Annotated in this window: 18 protein-coding genes and 1 pseudogene; 9 read left to right on the top strand and 10 right to left on the bottom strand. The window is 66.8% G+C overall.

From position 1 onward, the window contains the following. Positions 1-10: 10 nt before the first annotated feature. Positions 11-673, bottom strand: coding sequence for a response regulator (locus BR07_RS0110310; RefSeq protein WP_027505385.1), 663 nt, complete (start codon positions 671-673; stop codon positions 11-13). Between the two features lie 10 nt (positions 674-683). After that, positions 684-1,889, bottom strand: coding sequence for a sensor histidine kinase (locus BR07_RS24085; RefSeq protein WP_051613278.1), 1,206 nt, complete (start codon positions 1,887-1,889; stop codon positions 684-686). A gap of 43 nt (positions 1,890-1,932) precedes the next feature. On the opposite strand from BR07_RS24085, the gene BR07_RS0110300 reads away from it, so the two are divergent. From BR07_RS0110300 to BR07_RS26560, 5 genes and pseudogenes are all read left to right on the top strand, one after another. Beyond that, positions 1,933-2,700 (top strand): TSUP family transporter, encoded by a 768-nt coding sequence (locus BR07_RS0110300; RefSeq protein ID WP_027505384.1) that lies wholly within the window; start codon positions 1,933-1,935, stop codon positions 2,698-2,700. 10 nt (positions 2,701-2,710) lie between these two features. Beyond that, complete coding sequence (locus BR07_RS0110295) at positions 2,711-4,237, top strand: TldD/PmbA family protein (protein ID WP_027505383.1); 1,527 nt, start codon at positions 2,711-2,713, stop codon at positions 4,235-4,237. Further along, positions 4,234-5,628 (top strand): metallopeptidase TldD-related protein, encoded by a 1,395-nt coding sequence (locus BR07_RS0110290; protein ID WP_027505382.1) that lies wholly within the window; start codon positions 4,234-4,236, stop codon positions 5,626-5,628. Before BR07_RS0110295 ends, BR07_RS0110290 begins: the two co-directional genes overlap by 4 nt. Before the next feature lie 245 nt (positions 5,629-5,873). Further along, positions 5,874-6,017 (top strand): annotated as a pseudogene (locus BR07_RS27875) (helix-turn-helix domain-containing protein); the annotation flags it as partial. 63 nt (positions 6,018-6,080) lie between these two features. Then, positions 6,081-10,436 (top strand): phosphorylase family protein, encoded by a 4,356-nt coding sequence (locus tag BR07_RS26560; protein WP_231476280.1) that lies wholly within the window; start codon positions 6,081-6,083, stop codon positions 10,434-10,436. Between the two features lie 40 nt (positions 10,437-10,476). On the opposite strand, the gene BR07_RS0110275 is transcribed toward BR07_RS26560, so the two are convergent. After that, on the bottom strand, positions 10,477-10,857 hold the full coding sequence (locus tag BR07_RS0110275) for a PPOX class F420-dependent oxidoreductase (protein WP_027505380.1): 381 nt from the start codon (positions 10,855-10,857) through the stop codon (positions 10,477-10,479). 19 nt (positions 10,858-10,876) lie between these two features. Next, on the bottom strand, positions 10,877-14,512 hold the full coding sequence (gene cobN / locus BR07_RS0110270) for a cobaltochelatase subunit CobN (protein ID WP_027505379.1): 3,636 nt from the start codon (positions 14,510-14,512) through the stop codon (positions 10,877-10,879). A gap of 162 nt (positions 14,513-14,674) precedes the next feature. Here cobN and cobG point away from each other — a divergent pair, with 162 nt between their 5' ends. Beyond that, positions 14,675-15,808 carry a precorrin-3B synthase gene (gene cobG / locus BR07_RS0110265; protein ID WP_027505378.1) on the top strand — a complete coding sequence of 378 codons (1,134 nt, stop codon included), beginning with the start codon at positions 14,675-14,677 and terminating at the stop codon, positions 15,806-15,808. 15 nt (positions 15,809-15,823) lie between these two features. On the opposite strand, the gene BR07_RS27780 is transcribed toward cobG, so the two are convergent. After that, the gene (locus tag BR07_RS27780) at positions 15,824-15,952 is read right to left on the bottom strand and encodes a hypothetical protein (RefSeq protein WP_261775611.1); all 129 of its coding nucleotides are present in this window, start codon (positions 15,950-15,952) and stop codon (positions 15,824-15,826) included. A 183-nt stretch (positions 15,953-16,135) separates the two neighbouring features. Between BR07_RS27780 and BR07_RS0110255 the strand changes: the two genes are divergently transcribed. Continuing rightward, a complete protein-coding gene (locus tag BR07_RS0110255) occupies positions 16,136-16,762 on the top strand; it encodes a precorrin-8X methylmutase (protein WP_027505377.1) in 627 nt (208 codons plus the stop codon). Continuing rightward, a complete protein-coding gene (cobJ, locus tag BR07_RS24080) occupies positions 16,759-18,285 on the top strand; it encodes a precorrin-3B C(17)-methyltransferase (RefSeq protein ID WP_051613234.1) in 1,527 nt (508 codons plus the stop codon). The genes BR07_RS0110255 and cobJ overlap by 4 nt, the downstream gene beginning before the upstream one ends. Here the strand turns inward: cobJ and BR07_RS24075 are convergent. The 4 genes from BR07_RS24075 to BR07_RS0110230 are packed head-to-tail and all read right to left on the bottom strand — an operon-like array spanning position 18,214 to position 21,766. Beyond that, a complete protein-coding gene (locus BR07_RS24075; RefSeq protein WP_051613233.1) occupies positions 18,214-19,011 on the bottom strand; it encodes a cobalt-precorrin-6A reductase in 798 nt (265 codons plus the stop codon). The two genes, cobJ and BR07_RS24075, sit on opposite strands and share 72 nt — an antisense overlap. Before the next feature lie 27 nt (positions 19,012-19,038). Continuing rightward, entirely contained in the window at positions 19,039-19,788 is a 750-nt protein-coding gene (gene cobM, locus BR07_RS0110240) for a precorrin-4 C(11)-methyltransferase (protein WP_027505376.1), read from the bottom strand. After that, positions 19,785-20,987, bottom strand: a complete 1,203-nt coding sequence (locus BR07_RS0110235) for a bifunctional cobalt-precorrin-7 (C(5))-methyltransferase/cobalt-precorrin-6B (C(15))-methyltransferase (protein WP_027505375.1) — start codon at positions 20,985-20,987, stop codon at positions 19,785-19,787. The genes cobM and BR07_RS0110235 overlap by 4 nt, the downstream gene beginning before the upstream one ends. Then, positions 20,984-21,766: an SDR family NAD(P)-dependent oxidoreductase gene (locus tag BR07_RS0110230; RefSeq protein WP_231476279.1), complete on the bottom strand. Its 783-nt coding sequence runs from the start codon at positions 21,764-21,766 to the stop codon at positions 20,984-20,986. The genes BR07_RS0110235 and BR07_RS0110230 overlap by 4 nt, the downstream gene beginning before the upstream one ends. A 32-nt stretch (positions 21,767-21,798) precedes the next feature. Here BR07_RS0110230 and BR07_RS0110225 point away from each other — a divergent pair, with 32 nt between their 5' ends. Then, positions 21,799-22,200, top strand: a complete 402-nt coding sequence (locus BR07_RS0110225; protein ID WP_027505373.1) for a PPOX class F420-dependent oxidoreductase — start codon at positions 21,799-21,801, stop codon at positions 22,198-22,200. On the opposite strand, the gene BR07_RS0110220 is transcribed toward BR07_RS0110225, so the two are convergent. Then, complete coding sequence (locus BR07_RS0110220) at positions 22,163-22,753, bottom strand: TetR/AcrR family transcriptional regulator (protein ID WP_027505372.1); 591 nt, start codon at positions 22,751-22,753, stop codon at positions 22,163-22,165. The genes BR07_RS0110225 and BR07_RS0110220 overlap by 38 nt on opposite strands. Positions 22,754-22,788 lie beyond the last annotated feature (35 nt).

Below are 22,788 nucleotides of genomic sequence, written 5' to 3'. Positions count from 1 at the left end.
TCCCGGCCGGTCAGGCGCCCGGAGTGACCAGTCCAAGCTCGTAGGCGAGCACGACGGCCTGGACGCGATCGCGTAGCCCGAGCTTGGTGAGCATGCGGCCGACGTGGGTCTTGACGGTCGCCTCGGACAGGAACAGCTCACCCGCGATCTCGGCGTTCGACTTGCCGGCGGCGATGAGCAGCAGCACCTCGCGCTCACGGTCGGTGAGCGATTCGACGGCTGCCGATCGTCCGGGAACATCGCGCGGTTGCCCGGCGACGATGCGGGAGAGCAGACGTCGGGTCACCCGCGGCGAGACGACGGCGTCCCCTGCCGCCACGCTGCGGATCGCGGACACGAGGTCCTCCGGAGGCGTGTCCTTGAGGAGAAATCCGCTGGCACCGGCACGCAGTGCGCCCAGGGCGTGTTCGTCCAGGTCGAAGGTCGTCATGACGATGACCCGCACCTCGGGTTGCGCCGCGATGATGCGTTCGGTGGCCGAGACACCGTCGATACCGGGCATGCGGACGTCCATCAGCACGACGTCCGGTTCGAGGCGCGCGGCCGCGGCGATCGCGGAGGCACCGTCGGGCACGTCGCCCACCACGTCGATGTCGGGCTGCGCGCCGAGAACCATCGACAGACCCATGCGCATCAGTTCCTGATCGTCGACCAGGAGCACCGAGATGGACACGGGAGACAACCTAGCGGTCCGGGTGGTCCTGGTCGACGCCCAGCGCGGCCTTCAATTCGAGGGGCAGCGTCGCGGCCACGCGCCACCGGCCGTCCGGCAGCGGACCGGCGCGGAGCTCTCCGCCCAGCACGGCGACACGTTCGCGCATGCCGATGACGCCGAAGCCGCTGGTGGTGGGTGCGGCGTGGATGTCGACGGCCGGGCCGGTGTCGTCCGAGGAATTGATCACCGACACCGTCACCGCGGACGGTTCGCGGCGCACGGCCACCACGGCTCGGGGCCGCTCACCGCCGTGGCGCAGCACATTGGTGAGCGATTCCTGCACCAGCCGGTGCACCCCGAGCGACACCGCCGGCGGCAGGTCGTCGAGTTCGCCCGTCTGCTCGATGGACACCCGCAGCCCGGCGGCGCGCATCAACTCCACGATCTTGGCGAGGGCCGCGGTGCCGTACTCGGGGTGGGACTCGGACGACTCGTCGGTCCGCAACAGCGACACCGTGCGTCGGAGTTCGGTGAGTGCGGTGCGGCCGGTCGCGGAGATGTTCGCGAGTGCCGCCGCGGCCCGCTCCGGGTCCGACCGCAGCGCGTAGGACGCCCCGTCCGCCTGCACGATCATGACGCTCACCGCGTGGGCCACCACGTCGTGCAGTTCGCGGGCGATGCGGGTGCGCTCGGCGGACACCGCCTCGACGGCGCGTCGGTCACGATCGGATTCGGCGACGGCGAGCCGTGCGCTGACCTCGGCGACGTAGGCCCGGCGAGTCCCGAGGAACTCCGCCGTGATGTAGGCCAGGGCGTAGAGGAGGACGAAGAAGATGGTGGAGGTCCAGTCGGACCCGAGCACGAGTCGCACGACGACGATGTCGGCCGCGAGGCCCAGCGCGAAGAGGAGGGTCGTGCGCCGGTCGGTGTACACGGCCAGCGTGTAGAGCATCACCACGAAGCCGAGCTGCCCGGGCGGCAGCGTGCGCGGTTCCTCCGATGCCCACACCATCAGAGTCGCGACCTGGCCGAGTGCGAGCGCCGTCCAGGCGGCGGCCACCGGGTAGCGGCGGCGCCAGGCGATCGGCGTGGACACGGCGACCGCCATCGCCACGTAGACGAGTGGCTGCTCCACGGCAGCGACGGCCGTGAGCTCGATGAGGAAGAGTGACACCGCCAGCGCACAGTCGACCGCGAACGGACGGTGGCGGAGCCATTCGCTGAATCGGCGCATCGTGGTCGAAGCGTAGCGCGGGAGCTGTGATCGAATGTCCGCCATGGGTGCTGGTGACTGGTCGGTGTTGCTGGCTGCCGCGCTGGCGGCGGGTTGGGTGGACGCCGTGGTCGGTGGCGGCGGGCTCATCCTGCTGCCCGCACTCCTGTTGGTCACGCCGGCGGCCACGACCCAGCAGACCGTGCTGGCCACCAACAAGCTGGCCTCCGTCGCCGGCACCACCGCCGCGGTGCTGACCTTCTCCCGCAAGGTCCCGATGAACTGGCGGCTCCTCGCACCCGCCGGAGTGGTGGCCGCGGTCGGCGCGGCGTTCGGCGCCGCCACCGTCAGCCTCATCGACAAGGACCTCTTCATCCCCATCGTGCTGGTGGTGCTGGTCGGCGTCGCGGTGCTGGTGACGCTGCGCCCCACCGTCGGCATCGTGGTGGGTGATCCGCCGACGCGCCGCCGCATCACCATCGTGGTGGTGGTGGCCGCCGTCGCCATCGGGTTCTACGACGGCATCCTCGGTCCGGGCACCGGCACCTTCCTCATCATCACGTTCGCCACCCTGCTCGGCACCGAGTTCGTGCGCAGCGCGGCGATGGCGAAGGTGCTGAATCTGGGATCCAACATCGGCGCCCTCCTGTACTTCTCGGCGACCGACGACGTCCTGTGGTTGCTCGGCCTCGCCATGGCCGCCGCGAACGTCGCGGGCTCGCTGGTCGGCTCACGCATGGCGATCTCGCGGGGCGCCGGGTTCGTGCGCATCGTGTTGCTGGTGGTGGTGTTCGCGCTCGTCATCCGACTCGGGTGGCAACAGTTCGGCTAGCGTCACCGATGTGAGAGACGTCGACAGCGATTTCGTCGCCCTGCCACTGCACGCGCTCGCGGACGCGGCGCTGACAGCGGCACGTGCGTCCGGTGCCACGCATGCGGATCTGCGGGTGCATCGCTTGCGGACGCAGTCGCTCGCTCTCCGCGACGGCGAGGTGCAGTCGAGTGTCGAGGCGACGACGCTCGGCCTCGCGGTCCGGGTGATCGTCGACGGCACCTGGGGCTTCGCGTCCGGCGCGGTGCTGTCGGTGGACGAGGCCGTCTCCGTCACCTCGCGCGCCGTGCTCGTCGCGCAGGCGTTGCGCGACCTGAACCGGGATCCCGTCGTGCTCGCCTCCGAGCCGGTGTACGAGAACGTGTCGTGGGTGTCGGACTACGAGATCGATCCCTTCGACGTCCCCACCACCGACAAGGTCGATCTGCTGGGCGAGTACTCCGGCCGTCTGCTTGCCTCGGACGGCGTCGACCACGTGAGTGCCTCCGTGCTGCAGGTCAAGGAGCAGTCGTTCTACGCCGACCTCGCCGGGTCGCGCATCACGCAGCAACGGGTGCGACTCCACCCGCATGTCGACGCCGTGTCCGTCGATTCCGCGTCGGGTGGCTTCGATTCGATGCGCACCCTCGCTCCCCCGACGGGACGTGGCTGGGAGTACCTGACCTCCGACGGGACCGGCGCCGACGGACTGTGGGACTGGGACGACGAACTCTCGCGCATCCCCGACTGGCTCGCCGAGAAGACGAAGGCCCCCGGCGTGGAGCCGGGTCTCACCGATCTGGTGATCGACCCGACCAACCTGTGGCTCACCATCCACGAGTCCATCGGCCACGCCACGGAATACGACCGAGCCATCGGCTACGAGGCCGCCTACGCCGGAACGTCCTTCGCGACGCCCGACCAGCTCGGCACGCTGCGCTACGGCAGTGAGTCGATGCATGTGACCGCCGACCGCACCGAACGCCACGGGTTGTCCAGCATCGGGTGGGACGACGACGGCGTGGCCTCGCAGTCGTGGGATCTGGTGCGCGACGGGGTTCTCGTCGGCTACCAGCTGGACAGGGTGTTCGCCCCCCGCCTCGGGCTCGAGCGGTCGAACGGGTGCTCGTACGCGGACTCGCCCCACCACGTCCCGATCCAGCGAATGGCCAACGTCTCGCTGCAACCGGACCCGCACGTCGATCGCAGCGTGGACGATCTCATCGCCGACGTCGAGCACGGCGTCTATGTGGTGGGTGACAAGTCGTGGTCGATCGACATGCAGCGCTACAACTTCCAGTTCACCGGCCAGCGCTTCTTCCGCATCGAGAACGGGGCTCTCGCCGGCCAGGTCCGGGACCTGGCGTACCAGGCGACGACCACCGATTTCTGGGGCTCGATGGAGGTGGTGGGCGGACCGTCCACGTGGCGTCTGGGCGGCGCGTTCAACTGCGGCAAGGCGCAGCCCGGTCAGGTGGCGGCGGTGTCGCACGGCTGCCCCGTTGCTCTCTTCCGTTCGGTCAACGTCCTCAACACACGAACGGAGGCGGGTCAGTGAGCGTCAGCACTCCCCTCGGCGGCCACGATCTGGTGGAGCGTGCGCTGTCGTACGCCACCGTCTCGGACACCGTCGTGATCGTCGCCGACATCTCGGAGGCATCCCTGCGGTGGGCCGGGAACTCGATGACCACCAACGGCGTGGGTGACTCGAGGTCCTGGACCGTCGTCTCGATCGTGCGGGACGGCACGGCGGCGCGGGTGGGAACGGTCTCGTCCACGAGCATGGATCCGGATGATGTCGCCGGCGTCGTGGCAGCCGCCGAGGACGCCGCTCGTGCGGCTCAGCCCGCCACCGATGCGATGCCCCTCGTCGAGGGCGCCCCGACGCCGGACTCCGGATGGGGCGACGTCCCGCTCCGCACGGGGATCGACGTGTTCGACTCCGTGGTACCCGGCCTGGCGCGGGGATTCGACGGAGCCGATGCGTTGTACGGCTTCGCGCATCACACGGTCCGTACCGTGTGGCTGGGCACGTCCACCGGGGTGCGGCGGCGCGTCGTCGAACCTGTCGGGTCGCTCGAGATCAACGGTAAGAGGGGTGGTCTCTCGGGCGGTGCCAGTGCCTGGGTGGGCACCGGTACCCGAGACTTCCGCGACATCGATCTGGATGCGTCCCTGGCCGAACTGACGCGCCGGCTCGACTGGTCCGCCCGGACCGTCGACCTTCCCGCGGGACGCTACGAGACGATCCTCCCACCGTCCGCGGTCGCCGATCTGATGATCGATCTGCTGTGGTCGATGGACGGCCGGGGCGCGCAGGAGGGCCGCACCGCCCTGTCCGCTCCCGGCGGCGGCACCCGCGTCGGTGAGGTGCTCGGACACCTCGGTCTCACGCTGTACTCCGACCCGTCCGAGAACGGCCTCGAGTACGCCCCGTTCGTGGTCACCGGATCCTCGAGCGACGCGGTGTCGGTGTTCGACAACGGAATGGACGCCGGCCGCACCGACTGGATCCGCGACGGTGCAATCACCTCCCTTGCCTACCCACGTTCCGCCGCAGCAGAATTCGGGGCCACACCCACTGTGCCCGGTGACAACCTCGTCATGGTGGGCGGCGCCGGCGGTTCCGTCGACGACCTCGTCGCGCGCACCGAACGCGGACTCTTGTTGACGACCCTCTGGTACATCCGCGAGGTGGACCCGACGACCATGCTCCTCACCGGGTTGACGCGGGACGGCGTCTACCTGGTGGAGGACGGCCGAGTGACTGCTGCCGTGAACAACTTCCGGTTCAACGAGAGCCCGCTCGACATCCTGCGCCGCGCGACAGAGGCGGGTACGACAGTTCCCACCCTGCCGCGTGAGTGGTCGGACTGGTTCACCCGCGCAGCGATGCCCCCGATGCGGATCCCCGACTTCCACATGTCGTCCGTGAGCGCGGCCCAGTAGGAGGGGCCTCATTCGCCGGGTGCGGTGAGGTAGTCGTTGCCGTGGGAGTCGCGGATGTGGACGATTCATCGTCACCGTCGCACTCCTGTCGCAGCGAGGGCTCTACACCCCTGCTAGCTCGCCAATCTGATCACCCGCCGTCGACGTCCACCGGAGGCCACTCGTGCCACGAAAGCTCCCGATAGTTCTATGTGCAGCTATACGTTTTGCTTGCACATTCAGTGTTCGCATGTCAGAGTTGCCGCATGGCCTTGACAGATCGCGAACTCGACGTACTCCGAATGCTGCGCCGTTCTAGTGATCCACTGACGGGCCGAAATGTCGCCGACATCCTTGACGTTGCACCGAACACTGCGAACCGACTGCTACGGACTTTGCAAAGCCGGGATCTAGTCAGGTCGACGCAGCATGGGAGATCACTTCGATGGACCACCACCGCAAACGTCAGCGACATGCCGGAATTGAACGGTGCCTCTGACCGTCGGACCGCACTCGTGGTGACGGCGATCGATCTTGAGCACACCGAGGTCTACAACCGACTCGTTAATCCGAAAAAGGTCCGAGTTCGTCACCTACCAATGGTCGTTGGTGAGATTCCTGGGGATCACATCGACTGGACAGTCTACCTCGGTCGTGCGGGAATGGGGAACGCACCATCGGCCGCGTTGGTGGGGCTCGCCGCCAGTGAGCTCGATGCCAATTTAGTGGCATTCGTAGGCGTCGCTGGCGGCCTCAAACCTGATGACCACCGTATGTCAGACGTGATAGTCGCAAGCGCCATTCACAATCCGTACATCGGCAAACAGGTACCGAGCGAATCCGGCAGCCAACTGCTCGGCCGAGACAGTACCTACCATGTGCCAGCGCCGCTACTAGGAGTCGTCAAAGCCTGCATCGCCGAAAGTGAATGGACACCCACTATTCGCAGCCAATACTTTAGTGCGAACAGTGCCCATGCATTCGTTTCGCCGATCGTCTCCGTGGAGGCAGTGCAGACGGATCCGAACGGGCCAATGCTCCGCGAAATAAGACGCCGGTTTCAGAACGCCGCCGCCTGCGATATGGAGTCATTCGGACTCGCCGCAGGTTCGGACATACACGACCTGCCTGTCCTCGCGGTGCGTGGGATCTCGGACTTCATCGGAGACAAGGACGCCGCCGGCAACGACGAATCACAGCCAGCGGCCGCAGGAAACGCCGCGAGGCTGTTTCGCGACATCCTCAAGTTCGCCCATCCCGACGACTTCAAGCGCGGCCATGGCAGAGTGCATCCTGTTCCCGATCCGTCCGCCGACCAGCATGTACCGCCACCTACTCCCTTGCCCGGATCTGCGCAGATTTGGATGGACAGGCTCAGGGACCGCTCGTCGGCCAGGGCGGACGCAGCGACTGCTGCGTTGGAACAGATGCGCGGTTCGGGCACTACCGCGGCCACATGGTTCAGTCGTGCTCTCCATCGACCGCCAGCGTGGCTCCGTGAAGACGATACCGGTGACGGTTGGGCCCTTGTGTCGACCCTTGCCCACATAGCCGGCTCAAATGTTGTCGAACGCGGATTTGAACTGGCTGCGGAAGCCGCGAAATTAACAGGCGATGACGATGGATTTGCATATTTCAAACTGACCGGTTGGATTCAACGACTGTCCACTGGCACCGCGTTAGACGAACCCAAAAACGACGAGGTGAAGTTTAGTTCCAGCCCTCCCAATTTCGACGCCCCAACGCTTGAACGATTTGGCAATGTCGTAGCGTTCTACATCTCCGCGATCAACAATAAGCTGGTTGAGGCCAAGTCATTCGCCGAGCAAGCTATCGCAGATCTGGGATTAAAACCGCCCGCAGACTCGTCTTTTGCCTCGCGATCAAAAACCGTGGCAATTAGAATGAACCCCCTCATTCGCAACTTGGTAGCGGCGACACTTCTTCGACAACTTGCGCTGATGATGCTTGATCCTGGATCTGCCGACCACTTAGGCATTCAGTCGGGGTTGGCTGCACACCGTATGCGCGGTAATCCGGTGACCCGAGACCTCGCCGATGACGGTCTGCAACTCGCGCAATGGGCACGCACCCTGTCTCCGAATACCGAGGGGACGCAACTGACAGAAGCCCAGACCATGCTCGGCGTGCTGGTGTCCATGGTGGGACGAACTGCCTCTGACATGGACGACGAAGTCTCACGACGGGCAAGACTCGTCGAGTCACAGGCGCTTCAGGTTCGCGACGCGCTCATCTCGTGGCACGGATCCTCCGCGAGCGCCCTGGCCGTTGCAGCACGAGCGCGATCAATACAAGGTGATTATTCTGGCGCGCTGAAGTTACTTTTAGCTGCGCCTGACGGCGTCGCTTCACACAAAGAGTCGCGCGATCCTGAGGTGGTTCGACTTGCAGCATTCATCGCCAAGTCTTCCGGTCGGGACGACTTGGCCTTGGCTTTAGCCGCCGAGAATCCAGACCGCGCGGAAGGCGCGCTCATGCGTGCATCGATCCTTCTCGTACGACCACAGATGGATACCGAAGCGAAGGAAGCGCTCTTCGAGGCACTTGAACATGCAGCGGGTCGACACCACGCGAGCTTTCAGGCGTTGATGGCCCTATCCCGAAAGTTCGAATCCCTCAGCATGTCAGAGCAACGTATAGTAAAGGCAAAGACTGAGGAAATTGGTGAGATAGACGGCGATCTCTCGAATGTCTTGCAAGCACGAGTACTACTTAGTCAGGGCAAGCCAGAAACTGCTTTACCACTATTACGTGGCCTTGAACGTAGTGAGCTTGTTCTCGAAGCACACGCCGAAGCGTTGGTTGCAGTAGGTCAGGCAGCCAAGGCCGTTGAGTTATTCGTGGACGAGGGGGCCGCCCGCGGTGATGCCACGCTGGCAGCGCAGGCACTGACGATCGCAATGGACAACGGGCTTTTGTCCCACGCACGCCAAATCGCACAAGACGTTCTCGTTGGTTGGCATCAATCTGCCATGACGCTCACCGCACTGCGCGCGCTCCAATACATAGCCTACGAAGATGGCAAGTGGTATGAGGTGATCAAATACACTAATCAGCTCCTGGAAAAATATCAACAGCGTGATTTGCCGGTTCTTGAAATAGAACACTGGAGAATCGCGGAGGCACTGTACTTTCTTAATCAACACACAAAAGCGTTAGGCACTCTTGTCAATGCTCCCGCGATAAGTTTTTCGGCGCGCGAAAAAGCTCAGCTCTTCCTGGCAATATTAAAGTCGTCGATTAGCCGGGAACAACATGCACCGACAGATGTAGACCCGGCCTCAACCGTAGATCTCGGCGACGCGAAGTTGTTTTCGATGTTAATGCGAGCTGCCGCCGACTGGGCTGATGATGAGCAAATAGCTGCTGCGGCGATTTCCATTATTCTTACGGCCCCTGATCCAAGTTTCACCGAACTTCAGATTTCTGATTTTCGCCAGTACATGGAGGCTTATTTCACGAAACACGGGGAAAGAGCATCAATTACCCAAATAACGCTCGTGGATGATGATCTCGGCCCCCTCGTTGAGTTCTTAAGAAACAGTGCTTCGCAGAGCAATGCAGTTGACGAATTGGCACGCGGGGTAAGGGAAGGGCGATTCCCGCTCGCTATGCTCGCGGAAGCTGCCGGTCGTTCTTGTGTCGAGAGCATGATTCGGCGCGATTTGGGCTTAGTCCTAGCAGTCTCTGGCGACTCCGAGGCAGGTGTCGAAGCGGCGCGGTCCTCGATCGGTGGACGAGTTGTTGTCGACACCACCGCCCTAGTAGTCGCTCCATGGACGGATCAACCATTCCGGAAGTTGGCGGCTCATATGGACACGGTTACAGTTCCAGCATCCGTCCGGCAAGACGTCGCGCGGGCCCGTGCAAGCCTCTCTCTTCTGTCGACAACCACATTGGGATGGGACACTCAGGAACAACGTCCTGTGATGTTCGCGCTTTCGCACGAGGATGCTAAATCGTATGCCCGTGAAGCCAATGAAATTTGGCGCAACATTGAACGTCTTCCAGTGCAGAACACTGATACTTCCATGAAGCGAAACCAGTGGCTAAATGTGATAACTATCGCTCAAGAGAACGGTTTGCCCGTTTGGGCCGACGACGTTGTAATACGTCGACTAGCAAGACTGATGGGTGTCAAAGCATTCGGAACTTTGGATTTGCTTAGAGTAGTTGGGTCAAGAGATGCACTGAAGATCGCAACCGATTCACTGCGCGACCATTTCGTCGTCGATCTTCCTATTCATGAGCCTTGGTTCATGCTTGCCCAAAAAGCGGAGTGGAAGACCGACGGTGCGCTCGCACTAGCAATATCACGGCCCGCAGCATGGGACGATGTATCGAAGTCTTTTGGTGAGTTCCGAAGCCTGATCCGCTCGTTGCCCAATGACGTGAATGTGGACGATGTAGTCGCATGGACGCGAGCCGCCGCCGCAGGGTTGGCCACGTCTACGGAACCATCGGCGCGCCCTGCGGTTGTTTCTGCACTTCTTGTATGGACAATTCTTTCCACAGATTCTTATTTCGCATCGTTGAACCGGGTCGCCGAACTACCAGATCTGTCGGACATTCCATCGGGCGCAGGGCGGATAACCGAGCGAATTATCGAAGTATCAGACGCACTTTGTGCGGAGCACTACCCAGGTGCGACCGAGGTAGACCCACTGATCGGCGCGCTTTGCAGGTTTCTGTTAAAGACTTTTGATGGTCCGACGGTGAGCCGCGCCGTGGCCACCTTGGCACAGACTCTCCAGCCCGGCACAGGTGCCCGCGTGTTCTCGTCCTATCTAAAATCTGCGCGACCTTGAGTTGCCAGACGGTGACGTCATCGACAGAAAATGTGTGCTGTCAGGCGACGCGTAACGCCAACCCGACGGTGCTGCTCTTGCCCTTGAACAGGGAGCTCATCGTGACGGCGATGCGGCCGGTGATGCCGTACTTCTCGATCACCACGTCGCGGGTACGCGCGGTGCCGGCGTCGTCCAGCACCTCGGCGACAGCGTCCATGGCCGGGCCCACGTTCTTTCCACTGCGATCGCAGGTCGCGACCGTGACGCGCGGCGTGTTGCGGATCCGCTTGACCTTCCACGACTCCCGCTGAGTCCACATGAGGAGCCGATCCCCGTCGAGGGCCGCCCAGATGGGTGTCGGCTTGGGGGTGCCGTCCTTGGTGAACGTGGTCAGGAGGACGTACTTCGCGGTGCCGACGTCACCGAACGGGTTGCTCATACGAGACAGGATAGGCCGGTCAGTCGCCCTCGAGCTCGCCTTCGCTCTCGAGGTAGGCCGCACGGAGGTCCGCGAGCACTGCCGGGTCCGGTTCCGCCCACATGCCGCGTTCCACGGCCTCGAGCAGTCGCTCGGAGATTCCGTGCAGCGCCCAGGGATTGGACGTCGACATGAACTTCCGATTGGTCTCGTCGAGGACGTACTCCTGCGTGAGCTTCTCGTACATCCAGTCCTGCACGACTCCCGTGGTGGCGTCGTACCCGAACAGGTAGTCGACCGTCGCAGCCATCTCGAATGCGCCCTTGTACCCGTGCCGCCGCATCGCGTCCATCCAGCGCGGGTTGACGACGCGCGCACGGAACACGCGGGACGTCTCCTCGTGCAGCGTGCGGGTGCGCACCGATTCCGGGCGGGTGCTGTCGCCGATGTACGCCTCGGGAGACGTTCCGGTGAGCGCACGCACGGTCGCCACCATGCCGCCGTGGTACTGGAAGTAGTCGTCGGAGTCGGCGATGTCGTGCTCGCGGGTGTCGGTGTTCTTCGCCGCCACCGCGATGCGCCGGTAGGACGAACGCATGTCGTCCGCTGCCGGGACGCCGTTCAGTCCGCGGCCGTACGCGAAGCCGCCCCACGTCGTGTAGACCTGCGCCAGATCCTCGTCACTGCGCCAGCTCTTGCTGTCGATCAACTGCAGCAGTCCCGCGCCGTACGTGCCGGGCTTGGATCCGAAGATGCGGGTGGTGGCCCGGCGGTCGTCGCCGTGCTCCGCGAGATCGGCCTGTGCGTGCGCACGCACGTAGTTCTGCTCGTCGGTCTCGTCCAGGCCCGCGACCATGCGGACGGCGTCGTCCATCATCGCGAGCACGTGCGGGAACGCGTCGCGGAAGAAGCCGGAGATGCGGACCGTCACGTCGATACGCGGCCGTTTCAGCTCGTCCAGAGCGATCGGTTCGAGGTGCGTGACGCGGCGCGACGCCTCGTCCCACACGGGCAGCACGCCGAGCAGTGCGAACACCTCGGCGACGTCGTCACCCGAGGTACGCATGGCGCTGGTCCCCCACACCGACAACCCGACAGAGCGCGGGTACTCGCCGTGATCCTGCAGGTAGCGGGCCACGAGCGACTCGGCCATCGCCTGGCCGGTCTCCCACGCGAGACGCGACGGCACCGCCTTGGGATCGACCGAGTAGAAGTTGCGGCCGGTCGGCAGCACATTGATGAGTCCACGCAGCGGCGACCCGCTGGGACCGGCCGGGATGAATCCGCCGTTCAGCGCATGCAGTACACGGTCGATCTCCTGGTCGGTTCCGCGCAGACGGGGAACCACCTCGGTGGCCGCGAAGCGGAGGATCTCGGCGACGGTGTCGGGCAGTCCCGCGGTGATGCCGTCGACGGCGTCCACCGACCAGTCGGCGCGGTGCAGTGCCGCAACGAGACCACGTGCCTGCTCCTCGACGGCATCGACCGACGTACGGGCCTCGTCGCCGTCCTCGCTGAGACCCAACGCTTCCCGCAGACCCGGAACGGTGCGCTCCCCACCCCACATCTGACGGGCCCGCAGCATGGCAAGCACGAGGTCGACCTCCGCCTCACCGCGCGGAGCCTGCCCGAGGACGTGGAGCCCGTCGCGAATCTGCACGTCCTTGATCTCGCACAGCCAGCCGTCGACGTGCAGCAGCATGTCGTCGAACACCTCTTCGTCGGGGCGTTCCTCCAGGCCGAGGTCCTTGTGCATCTGGGCCGCGGTCATGAGCGTCCAGATCTGCTGACGAATCGCCGGCAGTTTGGCCGGGTCCAGCGTCGAGATGTTCGAGTGCTCGTCGAGCAACTGCTCGAGGCGGGTGATGTCGCCGTAGCTCTCGGCGCGGGCCATCGGCGGGATGAGGTGGTCGACGAGAGTCGCGTGCGCGCGGCGCTTGGCCTGTGTCCCCTCGCCCGGGTCGTTGACCAGGAACGGGTAGATCAGTGGAAGATCGCCCAACGCGGCGTCGGTGCCGCACGAGGCGGACATGCCGAGAGTCTTGCCGGGCAACCACTCGAGGTTGCCGTGCTTGCCGAGGTGCACGACGGCGTCCGCGGCGAAACCGCCGTCCTCCTCCGGGGCCGCGAGCCAGCGGTAGGCGGCGAGGTAGTGGTGGCTGGGGGGAAGATCCGGATCGTGGTAGATCGCCACGGGGTTCTCGCCGAACCCGCGAGGCGGCTGCACCATGAGGACGACGTTGGAGAACCGCAGTGCGGCGATGACGATCTCGCCCTCCGGATCCGCCGAACGGTCGACGTACAGCTCGCCCGGTGCCTCGCCCCAGTGTTCGACGACGCCGGATCGCAGGTCCTCTGGCAGCGTGTCGAACCAGCGTCGGTAGCGCGCGGCCGAGATACGGATGGGGTTGCCCTCGAGTTGCTCGGCGGTGAGCCAGTCGGCGTCCTGCCCACCGGCGGCGATGAGCGCGTGGATGAGGGCGTCGCCGTCCTGCGCGGCGAGGCCGGGCACCGCGTCGTCACCGTCGACGGGTCCGATGTCGTAGCCCAACTCGCGCATCCGCGTCAGCAGACCGATCGCCGACGCCGGGGTGTCGAGTCCGACGGCGTTGCCGATGCGGGCGTGCTTGGTCGGGTACGCGGACAGCATCAGCGCAATGCGCTTGTTGGCTGCGGGAATTCGGCGCAGTCGAGCATGCCGGACCGCGATGCCGGCGACGCGTGCGCACCGCTCGTGGTCCGGCACGTACGTGCTCAGGCCGTCCGAGTCGATCTCCTTGAACGAGAACGGAACGGTGATGATGCGACCGTCGAACTCGGGCACCGCGACCTGGGTCGCGACGTCCAGCGGGGACATGCCGTCGTCGTTCGCGTCCCACATCGCGCGGGAGCTGGTGAGGCACAGGCCCTGCAGGATCGGCACGTCGAGCGCGGCGAGCTCGGCGACGTCCCAGGCCTCGTCGTCGCCACCGGCGCCCACGTTGGCGGGACGGGTTCCGCCGGCCGCGAGCACGGTGACCACCATGGAGTCGGCTTCGCGCAACGCCTCGAGCAGTTCGGGTTCCGCGCTGCGCAGCGACGCACAGTAGATCGGGAGCGCGCGGGCGCCCTTCGCCTCGATGGCGTCGCACAGGGCATGGATGTAGTCGACGTTGCCCGCGAGGTGCTGGGCTCGGTAGTACAGGACGGCGATCGTGGGCTCTGCCCCCGTGCGCCTTTCGCGTACCTCTGGATGCGCAAAAGGCGCACGGGTGCGCAGCACACCCCAGGTGGGGAGATGGGCGGGCGGCTCGAATCCGTGGCCGGTGAGCAGAACGGTGTCCGACAGGAACCACGACAGCTCGCGGAGGTTGTCCGCGCCGCCCTCGGCCAGGTACTGGTGCGCCTGCGCTGCCACATTCGCGGGAACCGTCGACAGTTCCATCAGCTCGGCATCAGGAGCCTGCTCGCCGCCCAGCATGACCACCGGAACGGGGCCGCGGAGCACCGCGTCGATACCGCTCTCCCACATCCGGCGCCCGCCGAGAATGCGCACGACCACCAGGTCGACACCGTCCATGAGCGTCGGCAGATCGGCGTCGACGAGGATGCGGGACGGGTTGGCCCAGCGGTACTCGGCGCCGGACGCACGTGCGCTCAGCAAGTCGGTGTCGGATGTCGAGAGCAGCAAGATCACGGTGGTGGAGCCTTCCCTGGGGTTTTCGCGCCCCGTCGGCGTCGGTGTGCACCCCAGGTCTGACTTCTCCGGAGACGCTGGAGTCACAGTGGCGCGACCGCGCCGGAGTCTCACCGGCTTCCGGGGTGCTTCGCGATGATCGTACGTCGTAGCCTGGACTGCATGAGTGATGCCGGGGACAGGAGCAGACGGGACGCCTGCCCCGGGGCGCTCCAACTGCACGAGGCGAAGGACGGCTTGCTGGCTCGGGTGCGTCTGCCCGGCGGCGCGCTCAGCGCCGAGCAGATGGGTGTGCTCGCGGCGGCGTCGACAGACTTGTCCGACGGTGAGTTGGTGCTCACCTCCCGAGGGAACATCCAGCTCCGCGCGGTACGCGATCCCGACGACCTGGCCGGCCGGCTCGCGGCCGCGGGACTTCTGCCGTCGGAGACCCACGAGCGGGTCCGCAACATCCTGGCGTCGCCACTCTCGGGTCGTCTCGGCGGAACGGCCGACGTCCGCGACCTGGTGTCATCGCTGGACACCTCGCTCACGAGTGATCCTGAGCTGGCCGACCTGCCGGGTCGGGTGCTCTTCTCGGTCGACGACGGCCGCGGCGATGTGACGGGTTTCGGCGCCGACATCGGCGTCCACGCCGTCGACGAGGACTCCTTCGCCCTCATCCTCGCGGGCGCCGACAGCGGCGTCCGGGTCCCGCGGGCCGACGCGGTCGCGGTGATGCTCGACGCGGCGCGCGGGTTCCGCCGCGAGCGGCAGGGGCACTGGCGCATCGCGGAGATGCCGAACGGTGTGGAGGCTGTGCTCGGTCACGTCGATCACGCTGTCGGCGACCACCCTCGGGTTGCCGTCGAGACGTCGGTGGAGCCGCCGATCGGATGGTTCGTGCAGGACGACGCCACCGTCGCGCTCGGTGCCGCACTCGCCCACGGCGTGCTGCCGGCCCGCACCGCCCTCTTCCTCGCGGCGGTCGAGAAGCCGATCCACGTCACGCCGTGGCGCGGCATCGTGCTCCTCGATCTCGACGAGGGCGTCGCCGAGCAGGTCGTGCGTGTGTTGGCCCCGATGGGCCTGATCTTCGACGCGGAGTCACCGTGGGTGCGGGCAAGCTCGTGCGTCGGCTCTCCCGGCTGCGCGAAGTCGCACTCGGACGTGCGCGCCGATCTCGACGCCGCCGTGGAGAACGGCGAGGTGGGCGACGGCCGGGAGCACTGGGTCGGGTGTGAGCGCCGATGTGGCCGACCCCGCGGTGAGGTCACCGACGTGGTCGCGACCGAGAGCGGTTACCAGCGCTCCTGAGCCGCCTGCATCCGATCAGGAGCCCGGTGCGGTCACGATCAGGTAGTACAGCGTGGCACCGATAGCCAGTATCTGTTGGCCCGGGAAGGCGTAGTTGTCGACCAGCCAGTGGCCGGCGAGGTCGAACAGATCGCTCGGAAACATGGTTCGGCTCCGTTCTCGTCGACGACCCCGCGGTCGTTCGTCTCGGCAACGTTACGGACGGTGCAGCCCGATCGGAACAGACCCATCGTTACGATTCGGTGTCGATCCGTGGTGCCTCTCCCCCGTGCCGCGGCGCCGGACCCTGGCCGACCACGGCGCGTCATCGCTCCCTATCGTGGAGCCATGCACGACTACATTCGCGACGGCGACGAGATCTACCGGCGCTCCTTCGCGACCATCCGAGCGGAAGCCGATCTGTCGGCGTTCTCCGACGATGTGGCCCAGGTCGTCGTGCGCATGATCCACGCGTGCGGAGAAGTGAATCTGGCGCAGTCCATCGCGTCGACGGCCGACGTCGTGGCGAAGGGCCGTGCTGCGCTGCGCGCGGGGGCTCCCATCCTCTGCGACGCCACCATGGTCGCGTCCGGCATCACCCGTCGACGGCTCCCGGCCGACAACGAGGTGATCTGCACCCTCAACGCACCGGACGTCCCGGAGATGGCGCGCGAGCGCGGCACCACCAGAACGGCCGCAGCGGTAGATCTGTGGGTCGACCACCTCGACGGCGCCGTCGTCGCGATCGGCAACGCACCCACCGCACTGTTCCGGCTCATGGAGTTGATCCAGCAGGGCGCTCCGCGCCCGTCCGCGATCCTGGGTGGGCCCGTGGGCTTCATCGGCGCCGCGGAGTCGAAGGACGATCTCGTCGCCTCCGGTCTCGGCCTCGACCACCTGCTCGTCCTCGGCCGCCGCGGTGGCAGCGCCATCGCCGCGGCCGCCGTCAATGCCATTGCGACGGAACGCGAATGAGCGGCAAGCTCTGGGGTGTCGGTATCGGCCCGGGTGATCCGGAGCTGGTGACGGTCAAAGCCGCGCGGGTCATCACCGCCGCCGACGTCGTCGCCTTCCACAGCGCCCGGCACGGCAAGAGCATCTCGCGCCGCACCGCGGAGCCGTACCTGCGCGAGGGGCAGATCGAGGAACACCTGGTCTACCCGGTGACCACCGAGGGCACCGACCACCCCGGCGGGTACGACGGCGCGCTCGCGGACTTCTACGTCGAAGCGTCCGAACGTCTGGCGGCGCACCTCGAGGCCGGGCGATCGGTCGCGCTGCTCGCCGCCGGCGACCCGATGTTCTACAGCTCGTATCAGCACATGCACGTTCGTCTCGCGCACCGCTTCGACACCGAGGTGATCCCCGGCGTCACGTCGGTCAGTGCGGCGTCCGCGGCGGTCGGGGAACCGCTCGTCGAGGGTGACGAGGTCCTGACCATCCTGCCGGGGACCCTGCCCCGCGCTGAACTCACGCGGCGACTCGAGGACACCGACTCTGCCGCGATCCTCAAGCTGGGCCGCACGTATCCCGCTGTGCGCGAAGCCTTGCGCGACAGCGGCATGATCGACCGCGCCCGCTACGTCGAGCGCGCGAGCACCACCGGCGAACGCGTTCTCGCCGCCGACGACGCGACGGACGTTCCGTACTTCTCCATCGCCGTGGTCTCGAGCCCGTCCTACGTGGTCGGCGAACCCGCTGCGTCGGGCGAGGTGGTGGTCGTCGGATTGGGGCCGGGCTCGGCCGAGTGGACCACGCCGGAGGTGCGCGGCGAGCTGCTCCGCGCCACCGATCTCGTGGGCTACACCACCTACATCGACCGGGTGCCCGTTCGAGCCGGCCAGCGTCGACACGCGAGTGACAACCGAGTCGAATCGGAACGGGCCGAGATGGCACTCGATCTCGCGTCTCGCGGCGGTCGGGTCGTCGTCGTGTCCTCCGGCGATCCCGGCGTGTTCGCCATGGCCGCAGCGGTTCTCGAGGTGGCGGCGCAGGACCGATGGCGCCACGTTCCCGTGCGCGTCTGCCCCGGGGTCACGGCCGCCAACGCGGTCGCGAGCCGCGTCGGCGCTCCCCTGGGCCACGACTATGCCGTTCTGTCCCTGTCCGATCGCCTCAAGCCGTGGGACGTGGTCGAGCGCCGCATCCGCGCGATCGCGGCGGCCGACATGGCGTTCGCCGTCTACAACCCGGCCTCGCGCTCGCGGACCTGGCAGGTGGAGGCGCTGAAGACGCTCGTGCTCGAGCACCGTGGCCCGGACACTCCCGTCGTCGTGGGCCGCGACGTCTCGGGACCCGAGGAATCGGTGACCGTCGTCCGGCTCGGGGATCTCGACCCGGCCACGATCGACATGCGCTGTCTGCTCATCGTCGGAGCGTCCACCACGACGGTCGATCACACCGCGGACGGCCCGCGGGTATTCACGTCACGACGTTACGACACCGTCGATCCCATCGGCCGCGTCGGGAGCGGCGCGGGGAGTGCGTCGCTTCAGTAACCAGGTCACGCACTTGTCGGCTGTCGGCACCACGGGAACGTCATCCTGAACGGGCGGCCGTTCCACCATGACGACGGGGATGCCGCGCTCGCGGGCGGCCTGAAGCTTGGCCGACGTGAGCTTGCCGCCGCTGTTCTTGCTCACCACCACGTCGATGCGGTGCTCGTCCAACAGCTCGCGCTCGCCCTCGAGGTCGAACGGCCCGCGTGACTCCAGAATGCTCGAGTGCGCGGGGACCTCGCCCTCGGGCGGATCGATGCACCGCACGATGAAGTGCCGGTCGTCCAGGGACGCGAAGTGGTGCACGCCCTGTCGGCCGATGGTGAGCAGGACGCGGGCGAGAGCGGGTCGGTCGGCGAGTGCCTGCGCTGCCGCCTCCATCGACGGCACCGTGATCCAGTCGTCCTCGGCCAGCGGGCTCCACGGCGCGCGACGCACCAGCACCAGCGGCACGTCGGCCGCCGTGCAGACCTCGACCGCGTGCGCCGTCATCGTCGCGGCGTAGGGATGCGTGGCGTCGACGACGTGCGTCACCTCGTGCTCCGTGATCCACTCGCGCAGACCGTCCACTCCACCGAAGCCGCCGATCCGCACCTCCCCCACCGGGAGCACGGGATCGGCCACTCGGCCGGCGAGCGAGGAGGTCACGGTGGTGCCGTGCAGTCCGTCCAGCTTGATCGCGAGCTGACGTGCTTCGGACGTGCCACCGAGAACCAGAACATGCATTGGGGCGACCTTACCGGCCCCGGACAGTCAGTGATCGAGCCGTCGCCGGGCCGCCGAGTACAGGAAGCTGTCCGGGAAGCCCTCGGCCGACAAGACGCGGCCGACGACCACGACCGCCGTCTTGACGATGCCTGCCGCCACCGTCGCGTCCGCGAGATCGGCCAGTGTGCCCCGCACGATCACCTCGTCCGCGCGGCTGGCGAAGGCCACCACCGCTGCGGGACAGTCGGATCCGTAGTGCGGCACGAGTTGCTCGGTGATGCTGTGGATCTGGCGCGCACCGAGATGAATGACCAGTGTCGCCCCGCTCCGTGCCAACGTGGGCAGATCCTCGCCGTCGGGCATGGCCGTCGACAACGTCGACACCCGTGTCAACACCACGCTCTGCGAGATCCCGGGCACGGTGAGTTCGCGACCCAGCGCGGCCGCAGCCGCGGCGAACGCCGGAACACCCGGCACGATCTCGTAGTCCACGCCCGCCGCGTCGAGTCGTCGCGACTGCTCGGCGACGGCGCTGTACAGCGACGGATCGCCGGAGTGCACGCGGGCGACGTCGAGGCCGTCACGCGAGGCGGTGACGAGTTCGTCGACGATCGCGTCGAGCGTCATGCGAGCGGTGTTCACGACGCGGGCGTCTGCCGGGCACGTGTCGAGCAGTTCGCGTGGCACCAACGACCCGGCGTACAGGCAGACCGGGCTCGACGCGATGATGCGGGCTGCGCGGACGGTCACGAGATCGGCTGCACCGGGTCCCGCGCCGACGAATCTGACGGTCACGCTGTCTCCTTCTCGTTCTTCACGACGCTCCACTGCGTCACCGGCATCTGCGGACGCCACCCGGTGAATCCGCCGAGCGGTTCGCCGCGGTGCACCTGCAGTCGTCGCAGCAGACCGCCGTGTTGCGAATACCACTGCAGAAGTAGCGATTCCGACTCGGCGGTGACGGCATTGGCCACCAGCCGCCCACCCTCGGGCAGGGCGTCCCAGCAGGCGTCCATCACTCCGGGTTGCGTCGCGCCGCCCCCGACGAACACGGCGTCGGGTTCGGGCGCACCGGACAAGGAATCGGGTGCCGCGCCGCGGACGACGAGCGACGGAACGCCCAGGGCGACAGCATTGGTCCGGATGGTGGCGGATCTGGACTCGACGCGCTCGAACGCGATCGCGGAACATGCCGGATGCGTGCGCATCCATTCGATCGCGATGCTTCCCGACCCGCCGCCGACGTCCCACAGACGTTCACCCGGTGAGGGCGCGAGGGCGCTGAGAGTCAGCGCCCTGACCTCGCGTTTGGTCAGCTGACCGTCGCCCACGTAGAGCGCGTCGTCGAGTCCGGGTGCGCGCGAGACGGTGCGGCCCCGCACCTCGAGCGCGACGACGTTCAGTGAGTCGACGTCGCGCGCGTGTACCCAGTCGGTGACGGGCAGCGCACGCACCCGCTCGCGCGGTCCCCCGAGTTGCTCGAGCACGGACATGGCACTGGAGCCGAGGTCACGGCTCAGCAGCAGAGTCGCGAGTTCGGCTGCGGTGCTCTCGTTCTCGGCGAGCACGAGGACGCGGCGTCGGTGTGTCAGGGCGGGCAGTACGGTCTCGATCGGCCTGTTCACCAGGGACACCACCTCGACGTCGTGGAGCGCCCAGCCGAGACGGGCGCACGCGAGCGACGCCGACGACGGGTGCGGAAGGACGCGCACCGCATCAGCACCGAGGAGCCGCGTCAACGTCACGCCGATCCCGTGAAACATCGGGTCACCGCTCGCGAGCACGCATCGCCGCGTACCGGCATGCTCGTCCAGGAGACCGGTCAGGGCGGGCAGCATCGGGGTGGGCCACGCGATTCGCCGAGCCGCGGTGCCCGGCACCGCGTCGAGTTGACGCTCGGAGCCGAACAGGACGTCCGCGGATTCGACGGCGTCACGGGAGGTCGGCGACAGCCCGGCCCACCCGTCGGCGCCCACGCCCACGACGTCGATCATCGCGGCATCCGGCGCCAGATCGGACGTGGGAGGACGCGCATCAGGGCGACGAGTAGGCGCAGACGGCCGGGCACCCACACGACGTCGGTCCGCGAGCTCAACGCGCGGACCACCGCGTCGGCCACCTGGCCGGGTGTGCTCGACATCGGTGCGGGAGACATCCCCTCGGTCATCCGGCCGATGACGAAACCCGGTCGGATCAGCAGCAACCGCACGCCGGTCCCGTGCAGCGCGTCGGCGAGACCGGACGCGAATCCGTCCAGTCCGGCCTTCGCCGACCCGTAGACGTAGTTCGCCCTGCGGACCCGAGCGCCGGCGACGGAAGAGAAGACGACGAGCCGGCCGGATCCCTGCTCGCGCAACGCCGTCGAGAGATGTGTCAGCATGCTGACCTGCGCCACGTAGTCCGTGTGGACGACGGCCACCGCGTGCGCCGCATCCGTCTCGGCGCGCGTCTGATCGCCGAGGATGCCGAAGGCCAGGACCGCCGTGTCGATCGGCCCGTGAGCCAGAACTGACGTCACGAGACCGTCGTGCGACGCCAGGTCGTCGGCGTCGAACTCGAGCATCGTCACCCGACTCGCGCCGGCCGCGCGCACTCGGTCCGACTCGGCGACCAGATCGTCGGACCGCCGGGCGGCGAGGACGACGTGGCGGCCGCGCGCGAGGCGCTCCGCGATCTCGAGACCGATGTCGCTGCGACCACCGAGGAGCAGCAGAATGCCCGTGCTCGACTGGTCGGGTGTGGTCAGGTCACGGCCGGCCGGTGGGTGGGTCACGGCGTCCAGTGTCCTCGATTATCGTGGCGGTCATGCCCGCCACCCCCTCCTCGCTGAACGCCGACGCCGGAACCTTCCTCACCGAGCGTCATCTAGCAACGCTGGCCACGAAGCGTCAGGACGGCACACCGCACGTGGTGGCGGTGGGATTCACGTGGGATCCGGAGGCAGGTCTGGCGCGAGTGATCACGCGGGACGGATCGCAGAAGGTGCGCAACGCCGAGCGCGGCGGCTACGGCGCGGTGACTCAGGTCGACGGGGCGCGATGGCTGACCCTCGAGGGGCCGGCGCGCATCCTGCGCGAACCCGACGCCGTGCGTGATGCGGAGAACCGTTACGCCCAGCGCTACCGGACGCCGCGGGAGAACGCGGAGCGCGTGGTCATCGAGATCACCGTCACCCGGGTGATGGGCTCCCAGTCGTTGCGGGACTGAGCAATCGGGCGGCGGCCTCCCTGGCCGCCCGCGCGGTCTCGCTCGACCGCGTGATGGCCGCGGTGGTCTGAGCACCCTCGGCCAACAGCGCGATCTGCAGTCCCACGGTGGGCGACGCCCCGGCCGCGACGGCCAGCGTCGTGACATGGTCGATGAACGTCAGCTTGTGGGCGCGCGCGGCATCGGACACCGCGGGCATCGTGGCGCCGAGTTCCCCGAACGAGTTGATGAACGCGCACCCGCGGAAGTCGTCCTCGAGGAACCAGTCGTGCAGGAAGTCGAAGATAGACAACAGCTTGTCCCGCGGTGACTCGTGTGCGCTCTCGGCCTCGTCGATGCGGCTGTTCCACATCGTCGTCCGGCCGTCGAGCACCGCGGTGACGATCGCGGACTTGGACGGGAACTCCGCGTAGAGCCGTTTGAGCGGAACGCCCGCCTCGGTGCGCAGTTCGTCCATACCGACGGCCTGCACCCCCTTGGCATAGAACAGCGTGTCTGCCGCCGAGAGGATCCTGGCGCGATGATCGGTCTCCACGAACCCTCCTGTCGTCATGAGCACTTGCGGCGAGAACCAACGTTCTCTACTGT

The sequence above is a fragment of the Rhodococcus sp. UNC23MFCrub1.1 genome (assembly GCF_000686025.1).
In the GTDB taxonomy this organism is placed as follows: Bacteria; Actinomycetota; Actinomycetes; order Mycobacteriales; family Mycobacteriaceae; genus Rhodococcoides.
This window is presented reverse-complemented; position numbering and strand designations above follow the sequence as displayed.

Bases quoted from the DNA above. Each gene is read 5' to 3' on its own strand.
- BR07_RS26560 (WP_231476280.1), top strand. From the start codon at position 6,081: ATGCCGGAATTGAACGGTGCCTCTGACCGTCGGACCGCACTCGTGGTG.
- BR07_RS24085 (WP_051613278.1), bottom strand. From the start codon at position 1,889: ATGCGCCGATTCAGCGAATGGCTCCGCCACCGTCCGTTCGCGGTCGAC.
- BR07_RS24075 (WP_051613233.1), bottom strand. From the start codon at position 19,011: ATGCATGTTCTGGTTCTCGGTGGCACGTCCGAAGCACGTCAGCTCGCG.
- BR07_RS0110300 (WP_027505384.1), top strand. From the start codon at position 1,933: ATGGGTGCTGGTGACTGGTCGGTGTTGCTGGCTGCCGCGCTGGCGGCG.
- BR07_RS0110275 (WP_027505380.1), bottom strand. From the start codon at position 10,857: ATGAGCAACCCGTTCGGTGACGTCGGCACCGCGAAGTACGTCCTCCTG.
- BR07_RS0110225 (WP_027505373.1), top strand. From the start codon at position 21,799: ATGCCCGCCACCCCCTCCTCGCTGAACGCCGACGCCGGAACCTTCCTC.
- BR07_RS0110235 (WP_027505375.1), bottom strand. From the start codon at position 20,987: ATGATCGACGTCGTGGGCGTGGGCGCCGACGGGTGGGCCGGGCTGTCG.
- BR07_RS0110255 (WP_027505377.1), top strand. From the start codon at position 16,136: ATGCACGACTACATTCGCGACGGCGACGAGATCTACCGGCGCTCCTTC.
- BR07_RS27780 (WP_261775611.1), bottom strand. From the start codon at position 15,952: ATGTTTCCGAGCGATCTGTTCGACCTCGCCGGCCACTGGCTGGTCGAC.
- cobG (WP_027505378.1), top strand. From the start codon at position 14,675: ATGAGTGATGCCGGGGACAGGAGCAGACGGGACGCCTGCCCCGGGGCG.
- cobJ (WP_051613234.1), top strand. From the start codon at position 16,759: ATGAGCGGCAAGCTCTGGGGTGTCGGTATCGGCCCGGGTGATCCGGAG.
- BR07_RS0110220 (WP_027505372.1), bottom strand. From the start codon at position 22,753: ATGACGACAGGAGGGTTCGTGGAGACCGATCATCGCGCCAGGATCCTC.